At 59.9% G+C, this 8,576-nt stretch carries 7 protein-coding genes; 6 read left to right on the plus strand and 1 reads right to left on the minus strand.

What is annotated here, in order from left to right; genetic code table 11:
- The first annotated feature begins 6 nt into the window (after nt 1–6).
- The 5 genes from PL599_RS14165 (at nt 7) to PL599_RS14185 (ending at nt 6,029) form a co-directional block, all read left to right on the plus strand.
- Nucleotides 7–729, plus strand: a complete 723-nt coding sequence (locus PL599_RS14165; RefSeq protein ID WP_269824465.1) for an ABC transporter permease — start codon at nt 7–9, stop codon at nt 727–729.
- Nucleotides 730–740: 11 nt separating this feature from the next.
- Nucleotides 741–1,430, plus strand: coding sequence for an ABC transporter permease (locus tag PL599_RS14170; protein WP_142913663.1), 690 nt, complete (start codon nt 741–743; stop codon nt 1,428–1,430).
- 19 nt (nt 1,431–1,449) lie between these two features.
- The gene (locus PL599_RS14175) at nt 1,450–2,361 is read left to right on the plus strand and encodes a homocysteine S-methyltransferase family protein (protein ID WP_269824464.1); all 912 of its coding nucleotides are present in this window, start codon (nt 1,450–1,452) and stop codon (nt 2,359–2,361) included.
- Between the two features lie 138 nt (nt 2,362–2,499).
- Nucleotides 2,500–3,702 (plus strand): MFS transporter, encoded by a 1,203-nt coding sequence (locus PL599_RS14180; protein ID WP_269824463.1) that lies wholly within the window; start codon nt 2,500–2,502, stop codon nt 3,700–3,702.
- A 380-nt stretch (nt 3,703–4,082) separates the two neighbouring features.
- Entirely contained in the window at nt 4,083–6,029 is a 1,947-nt protein-coding gene (locus PL599_RS14185) for a methyl-accepting chemotaxis protein (protein ID WP_271359174.1), read from the plus strand.
- A gap of 231 nt (nt 6,030–6,260) precedes the next feature.
- Here PL599_RS14185 and PL599_RS14190 read toward each other — a convergent pair whose 3' ends face one another.
- Nucleotides 6,261–6,401, minus strand: a complete 141-nt coding sequence (locus PL599_RS14190; RefSeq protein ID WP_103036226.1) for a hypothetical protein — start codon at nt 6,399–6,401, stop codon at nt 6,261–6,263.
- 463 nt (nt 6,402–6,864) lie between these two features.
- Between PL599_RS14190 and uppW the strand changes: the two genes are divergently transcribed.
- Nucleotides 6,865–8,187 carry a Wzy-type polysaccharide biosynthesis protein UppW gene (gene uppW, locus PL599_RS14195; protein WP_269824461.1) on the plus strand — a complete coding sequence of 441 codons (1,323 nt, stop codon included), beginning with the start codon at nt 6,865–6,867 and terminating at the stop codon, nt 8,185–8,187.
- Nucleotides 8,188–8,576 lie beyond the last annotated feature (389 nt).

The raw sequence follows: 8,576 nt of genomic DNA on the forward strand, positions 1-8,576 counted from the left end.
ACATCGATGGCAAGCCTTGAAACCACGTTGCAGTTGCTGTCACCCTATCCTCCGGGATGGGGCGGCACCCTTTTGAAGGGTGCGGCGTCGACGCTTGCCATTTCCGCCGGTGCTTACCTCATCGGCATTATCATCGGGCTTGCCGGCGCACTCGGCAAGCTTTCGGGCAACAGGCCGCTCGGCCTGCTGCTCAATCTCTACACCACGGCCATCCGCGCCGTTCCCGAACTGATCCTCATTGTCGGGCTCTATTATGCCGGGACGGACGGTCTCAACCGGCTGCTGTTGCTCGCCGGCATGCCGCCGCTGGAGGTCAACGGTTTCGTTGCCGCCGTTGCAGTTCTGGGTTTCGTGCAGGGCGCCTATATGACCGAGGTGCTGCGCGGCGCGATCCTTGCCATTCCGAACGGGCAGATCGAGGCGGCGCGCGCCTTCGGCATGTCGCCGGCGCTTCGGTTCCGCCGGGTTATCCTGCCGGCACTGTTGCCGAATGCACTGCCAGGGCTCGCCAATCTCTGGCTTGCGGTGACGAAGGACAGCGCGCTGGTGGCTGTTGTCGGTTACCAGGAACTGGCGCTCGCGACGCGGTTGGCAGGCGCCAGCACCAAGCAATATTTCCTGTTCTTCCTCGCGGCGGCATTTCTCTATCTCGCCATCACGCTCGTCTCCAATCTCGTCTTTTCGCTGCTGGAACGCCGGGTGCGGCGCGGCCAGCCGGCTTTGGCGTAAGGGGGAACGGCATGGATTTTTCCTGGGTCGCCAAATATTGGCCGCTGCTTTTATCCGGTGCCTGGCAGACGCTGGCGCTGCTCGTCATCTCCGTCAGCATCGGCTTCGTGCTCGCCATCGGGCTTGCCTTCGCGCAGGTCAGCGGCGGGCGGGTGACGAAAATTCTGGCGCGGGGCTATTGCACCTTCTTTCGCGGAACGCCGCTGCTCATCCAGCTCTGGCTGCTTTATTACGGCGTCGGCTCGCTTCTGCCGATGGTCCCAGGCCTCCGGCAAAGTTTTATGTGGCCGGTGCTGCGCGAAGGGTTCTTCTTCGCGGCCGTGAGCTTCACGCTGAATTATGCGGCCTATGAGGCGGAGGTGCTGCGCGGTGCGCTGCTGGCGGTGCCGAAAGGCGAGCTGGAGGCGGGTAGGGCTTTCGGTATGGGCCGCTTTACCCTCATTCGCCGCATCTGGCTGCCGCGCGCGATCCGTATCGCGCTGCCGACCATTGCCGGCGAGGTGGTGATGCAACTCAAAGCAACGCCGCTTGCCTTTACAGTCACCGTGATGGACCTCTACGCCGTCGCCTACAAGGTGCGGCAGGATACGCTTCTGGTCTATGAGCCGCTGATCGTCGTCACCGTCTTTTATCTCATTCTCACCGCCATCATCGCCCGCTGTTTCGGCCTTGTCGAACGGCAGGTGCCGGTCCGGCGGTAAACATTCAAGGAGTATCACCATGGGCACTATCCGTATTCTCGACGGCGGCATGAGCCGCGAATTGCAGCGGCTGGGCGCCGAGCTGAAACAGCCGGAATGGTCGGCGCTGGCGCTGATCAATTCCCCCGATATCGTGCGGCAGGTGCATGCGGAGTTCATCGAGGCCGGTGCCGATGTCGTCACCACCAATTCCTATGCGCTGGTGCCCTTCCACATCGGCGAAGAGCGTTTCCAGAAGGATGGCGCCTCGCTGATCGCCCTTTCCGGCAGGCTGGCGCGCGAGGCGGCGGATGCTTCAGGTCGTGACGTGCTGGTTGCCGGTTCGCTGCCGCCGATCTTCGGCTCCTATGAGCCGCAGAATTTCGATGCGGGCCGGGTGCAGGCCTATCTCAAGGTGCTGGTCGACAATCTCGCTCCTTCAGTCGATGTCTGGCTCGGCGAGACGCTGAGCCTGATCGCCGAGGGCGAGGCGGTGCGGCAAGCCGTTGCCGCAACGGGTAAGCCGTTCTGGATCTCCTTCACGCTTAACGACGACGCGGCTGCGGTCGGCGGGGAGCCTGCGCTTCGCTCCGGCGAAACGGTCAAGGCGGCCGCCGAATGGGCGGCGCAATCGGGTGCCGCCGCCCTGCTGTTCAACTGCAGCAAGCCGGAAATCATGAAAGCCGCCGTCGAAACCGCCTCCGCCGTCTTTGCGGACAAGGGTGCTTCGCTCGAGATCGGCGTTTATGCCAATGCTTTCGAGGGCGAACAGGGCGATTCCGCTGCCAATGAAGGCCTGCATGGCACCCGCGCCGACCTGACAGACGATGTCTATTCCCATTTCGCCTGCTCCTGGGCGGATGCGGGCGCGACCATGATCGGCGGCTGCTGCGGCATTGGTGCGGCGCATATCCACAAGGTTGCGACAGCGCTGCGGCGCGCGGCCGCCTGACGCGGTCGGCGGCTTTTAACGCACTATCGGGAATGAATGCGGCGGGCTGAAAGGCCGGCCGCTTTTTTGTCTGCGGCTATTGACCTCAACCATAGTTGAGGAATTATCAGTGCATGGAACACTATCTAAGGACGTTCCATGATCGAGAATTCCAAGGCGTTGAAGCTCACGCTGCTATTCGTTGCCACACTCACCATCATGGCCGGAACCACGGTCGCGCCCTCGTTGCCGGCCATCGAACAGAGCTTCCTGTCGACGCCTGATGTTGAGATCATGAGCCGCATGGTGCTGACATTGCCATCGGTGTTCGTGGCGCTCTGTGCACCGGTCGCCGGCGTGTTGGCGGATCGCTTCGGCCGCAAGCGACTGCTGCTCGGCGCGATCCTGCTTTACAGCTTTTCCGGCATGTCCGGCCTTTTTTCCGAAAGTCTTGTCGGCCTGCTCGTCGGGCGCGCTTTTCTGGGGCTGGCGATCGGCGCCATCATGACGATCGGCACGGCGCTGGTGGGCGATTATTTCGAAGGTTCGGCGCGGGAGCGCTATCTCGGCCTGCAACAGGCCTTTACCCAGATCGGCGGTGTGGTTTTTGTGGTGGCGGGCGGTTTGCTGGCGGATCTGCATTGGCGCGCGCCCTTCGCGGTCTATGCCGTCGCCCTGCTCATTCTGCCGGCAGCCCTGTTCTTTCTGACGGAGCCGGTGAGGAACGATGGCGCTATCAAGGCCGGAGGCGAACGGGATTTTGCGGTCAACTGGCTGCTGGTGGGCGTGCTGGCGCTGGCGGTGTTTCTCGTCAATGCCTTGTTCTACACCATTCCCTCGCAGCTGCCGTTTTTCCTGCGGGAGCTTGGGGTGTTTTCCGGTAGCATTGCGGGATACGCCATCGGCATTTTCAATTTGGCCGGGGCGCTGGCGGCGCTCAATTTCGGACGATTGCGGGCAAGGGTCACCGTCACCGCCATCATTGCCGTCGGGCTGGTGTCGATGGCGGCGGGTTTTGCGCTGCTTGCCAGGGCCGAAGGGCTGGTTGCCTTGCTGTCATCGCTTGCGGTGGTGGGGTTTGGCCTCGGCCTGGTGATGCCGGGCATCATGTCCACCACCATCTTGCTGGCACCGCTCAGACTGCGCGGGCGTATCGCCGGCATCGTCACCGCCTCGATGTTTCTCGGGCATTTCATCTCGCCGCTGGCAAGCCAGCCATGGATTGCCCGCTTCGGCTTTGCCGCCGCCTATCGCGACATCGCCTCGATATTCGCCGCCATGGCAGGACTTGCCGTCATGGCCGCCATTTTGCAACGATGGACGCTCATGCGAAGGGCGCGACCCTTCACGCCGGGCGACTGACGACCGGTCTTCGACGGGCAAAAAACACGCGGGTTTTGCCCGCCACGGCATGAAGGAATTGTAAAGTTTTTGATTATAATCATTTTACTGTAAAATAAATCGATGGTGACGGCTGAAAGCTCGCATGCTTTCGCTTTTTCCCGGAAATTAGGCCCGGCGTTTCCGCCTGCTGGCGGGTCGCCGCGCCAACGCGGGAAGCGGCCTCCCCGCATTTGAGGGGACGGGCTGCTTTCTGCGGCGCATGCATGATGCAGATGCGACCAGAGCCTATGATGCGGCTAGCGAAGCCTCGATGATCGGGGCGCTTGACGTGCAATGTCAGTCTTGCCGAACACCTCCGGCACGGGGAAGGAGCGGTTTTTAATGACGTGAGGCTTTCCGTGTCTTTTCTTCAAAACGCCAGTATTCGCACCAAAATCCTGTCACTCATTCTCCCGCTCTGCATCGTCGGCCTTGGCGCCACGGCTTACATGTCCACCCATTACAAGCAAGCGGACACGGCTTATTCTTTCTTTATCGCTACTGACAGTGCCGCGCTGGTGGAGCTTTCCCGCGCAAATCGCAATCTGGAGGCGATGGCCTATGGCGCCTATCAGGTCATGGCCTACGATGCGAAGGCTCCCGACTTCAAGATCGTCATGCGGGAATATCAGAGAGACAAGGGAGATTTGATATCGCGCCTGAACAATGTCAAAGCCATTTTCCCGGAAGAGGCCGCGACGGTGGACAGGTTGTTGGGGCAAGTTCAGGGCATTATTGCAATTACCGATAAGGCTGTGGAACTTGGCTCTGCCAACAGCAACCAAGAATCCGCTGCGGAACTGCTAAAGGCCGATGTTGCAATCCGCTCGGTCGGAAGTGATATCGCCGACCTCTTGGACAAGCTTGCCAAGGGTGTCGTCAAGGGAAGCACCCAACTGACGGATCAGACCAATTCGACCATCATGGCCTCGCTGGTGATTGTCGGCATCGCTTTTGCGGTCGGTATCATTCTGGCGCTGTTCGTGGCGTCCCGTGGCATCACCACCCCGATCGCCCTTCTGCGCGAGCGCATGGTATCGCTTGCCGGCGGCGAGACGGCCACGGAGATCGATGGCATGGCGCGTCGGGATGAAGTGGGCCAGATGGCGAAAGCCGTGCAGGTCTTCCGGGAAAACGCTATTGAGCGCATTCGTCTCGAACAGGAAACAGATGCCAACCGCACCCTCTCGGAGAAAGACCGTATCGAGCGGGAACAGCAGAAGGCAAGGGAAGCCGCCGACGTCAAATTCGCCGTCGACAATCTTGCCGCCGGCCTCTCGAAGCTTTCGGAAGGCGATGTTTCCTATCGCATTGGCCAGCCGTTCACCGCGACGCTCGACGCCGTTCGTAACGATTTCAACATGTCCGCTGAAAAGCTGCAGGCGGCGCTGACCAAGGTGGCTCAGAACGCCAGCGGCATCGGCGCGGGTGCGGACGAGATCAAGTCTGCCGCCGACGATCTGGCCAAACGCACCGAGCAGCAGGCCGCGGCCGTGGAGGAAACCGCCGCCGCTCTGGAAGAAATCACCACGACGGTCAGGGATTCCACCAAGCGCGCGCAGGAGGCGGGCCTGATCGTCAGTCGCGCCAAGACGGGCGCCGAACAATCCGGCCAGGTGGTGCGCCGCGCCGTGGTCGCCATGGAGCAGATCGCCAAATCCGCCAATGAGATCAGCAACATCATCGGCGTGATCGACGAAATCGCCTTCCAGACCAATTTGCTCGCGCTGAATGCGGGCGTGGAAGCAGCCCGCGCTGGTGAGGCCGGCAAGGGTTTCGCCGTCGTCGCACAGGAAGTGCGCGAGCTTGCCCAGCGCTCCGCCAACGCGGCGAAAGAGATCAAGGCGTTGATCACCACCTCGAACGATCAGGTACAGCAGGGTGTTCAACTGGTGGGCGACACCGGCAAGGCGCTGGAAACCATCGTTTCGGAAGTTCAGGAGATCAACCGGCACGTCGTCTCCATTGTGGAGGCCGCGCAGGAACAGTCTTCCGGACTGCAGCAGATCAATACGGCCGTCAACCAGATGGACCAGGACACGCAGAAAAATGCGGCCATGGTGGAAGAAACCAATGCCGCAAGCCACAGCCTCGCCAAGGAAGTGGCGTCGCTCAACCAGCTGCTCTCCCAGTTTCGGCTCGCCGACGGCACCCAGCAGCCGAAAAACCAGCCTGCGCCGGTTCGCAGCGCAGGCGATAACGACAGATATGTGGCATCCCCGGTCCGCGCGCTGGGTCGCAAGATCGCCTCTGCGTTTTCGGGCAATGCCGCCGTCGATACAAAAGGCGACTGGCGGGAGTTCTAAGCGGCGGTCCGTTTCCAGCATGCGTTTCGGCGGGGAGACATCCCCGCCGGCGTTCAACGGCGATGCGGCGCAATGGAAAGCCGTTCTGGCGAAATCGATGTCCACCGTGTGAAACGCAATATTTTCGCGACAGCCAGATCATCCGCATCCGCAACCAGCGCCATGGGGGTCGGCGCCGGCTCAAGCGGGAAAACATTCAATTGGTGAAGTCCGAACCCGACCGGCGGACACTCACGGCCCGCTGGGGTCCTTTTCTTTCTTTGCTTGATCGTGATGCCACTTGATGGCGAAGAACATGCCCGTGCCCAGCACGAGAATCTTGAAAGGAAAGAAGACTAAGGGAAACAAATCTACCCAATCCCAATCCATCATTTTCGTATTTCCAGTCTGTTACTTGACACAATCTATCGAGGGTAGGGCTACCTTAAAACCACTGCTTCAACAACGCCATTTTATGCCCTCGTGCAGGGTCTTTTTGACGCAGCCCGGGCCGGATCGTTTCATCCGGAGCTCTTCAATCTTACCCCCGAAACCGCAGGGTCTCGACAAACAGGCTGAAGGCGGCGGATGGATGCCGTCGGCAGGGATAATAGAGGTGATAGCCCGGCAGGTCGGGCGTAAACTTGCCGGGCACCCGCATCGATCGGCCTGCATCCAGATGCGGCCGAACCTGATCGAGCGGCAGATAGGCGAGGCCGTGCACAGGAATTGCTATTCATCCGTGAATTCGGAATAACTAAAAAATAGGTTTTTGGCGGGATACTTACTCATGGTACCGCAATGAAGCATCGGGTACGATGTGGCACGCATGGAAAAAGACAGAGAAGCCCCCCTTATGGCTGCAGCGCACGAAGAACAGGCGCGTGGATATTGGCGGAATACACTGTTTTATGTGACGTTCCTTTATTTCACGGTCGGCTTCTCGCCCTATATTTCGCTTTCTTCGACCTATCAGGGATCCGCCATGGCGGCAGGGTCCAACCTGCTGAACCAGCTTACCGCGATCATTCTGCTTTTCAGTTTCTTGGCGTTCATGGCGAAGGAGCGTTCGTTTTCCCTCGTCTTCTCACCGCGTCTGCTGATGGCGGCGGTTTTCGGCTGGTTTGTTTTCACCTCGCTGATGGGCGAGGCGCCGGCGTTTTCGCTGCGGCGGCTTGCCATGTGCGCCATCATCTGCGTGCTTGCCGGCGGCTTCCTGCAATTGCCGCGCACCGAGCGGCATTTTACCACGCTGCTTGCCGCATGCACCCTGATCATATTGTTCCTGTGCTATTTCGGAATCATCGTGCTGCCCTCGCGCTCGATCCATCAGGCCAGCGATGCGCTGGAGCCATTGCTGGCAGGGGACTGGCGCGGGGTTTTCCGCCATAAGAACGAGGCCGCCTCGGTCATGGCGGTTTTGATCATCGTCGGTATTTATCTCTGCAAGCGCTGGTCGTTCATCGGCGGGTTGTCGGTGCTGTTGCTGTCGCTGCTCTTTCTGGTGAAGTCAGGCGGCAAGACCGCGCTCGGCCTGATGCCTATCATCATTGCGACAGGCTGGTTCATCCTGCGCTGGCCCCGTTGGCGCTACCCTGTCGTCACCTTGTTTCTGGCGGTTTTCGCGCTCGTGACCGTCGGCACCACGGTCGATCCCGTCTTTTCGCAGATGCTGACGAAGCTGGGGCTCGATGCCAGCTTTACCGGCAGACGGGATATCTGGACCGTCGCCATCGATTACATCCGTCAAAGCCCGCTACTCGGATACGGCTATCAGGCCTTCTGGCGCAGCGACGCCCTGATGTCGAGTTTCACCGAGAACAACACTTGGGCGACGACCGCGCCGGATTCGCATAATGGTTATTTCGACCTGCTGCTTGCGGGCGGCGTCCCGGGGTTTGGGCTGGTGCTAATGTGGATTTTCCTGCTGCCGCTTCACTATCTCGGCAAAATGGATGAGGCCACGCGCAATAGCCCCCTGACGCGGCTTTATGTCGGCGTCTGGCTTTATGTCCTGCTCTACGGCTTTCTGGAAACGCTGTTCTTGCTCAGTTCGGGCTTCGTCTGGTTTTTTCTCCTCGTCGCGGTCATGGGCCTGCACCTGCAGGCAAACGCCAGCCTTGCCGAAGACGAGGTGGAGGCGAAACCCGCCCTGACCGGGAGCGATGCGATTATGTAATTAAAAAGCTTGATCTCCACAAAAGTGAAGAATGTTCTCAATGTCGCCTGGAGCACGGCGGGCTTCGGGCAGATGCGACCCATCGGCTGTGTCGAGCGCGAGCTCGTACAGTGAATGTGCGATCAGCGATGTTGCCTGAAGCCATATGAGGGTGTCTGAAATTGCTTGTGCCATGGCCTCAGCAACGTTTGCTTCCAAGTGTATCGAAGAGCAAGCTGCTCAAGGCTTCATGCTTGGTTGCTCGAAAATCAATAAATAGTTGATGTCCGACTTGAGAGATAGGTGACGTTTTGTACCGGAGACATGGGTAACACTTTTCGCTTTGCGGGAGGTGTTGATGCCGTGGAGAGAGACTTCGGTTATGGAAGAACGTCTACGCTTTGTCGCCC

The sequence above is a fragment of the Agrobacterium sp. ST15.16.055 genome (assembly GCF_027956555.1).
In the GTDB taxonomy this organism is placed as follows: domain Bacteria; phylum Pseudomonadota; class Alphaproteobacteria; order Rhizobiales; family Rhizobiaceae; genus Agrobacterium; species Agrobacterium salinitolerans.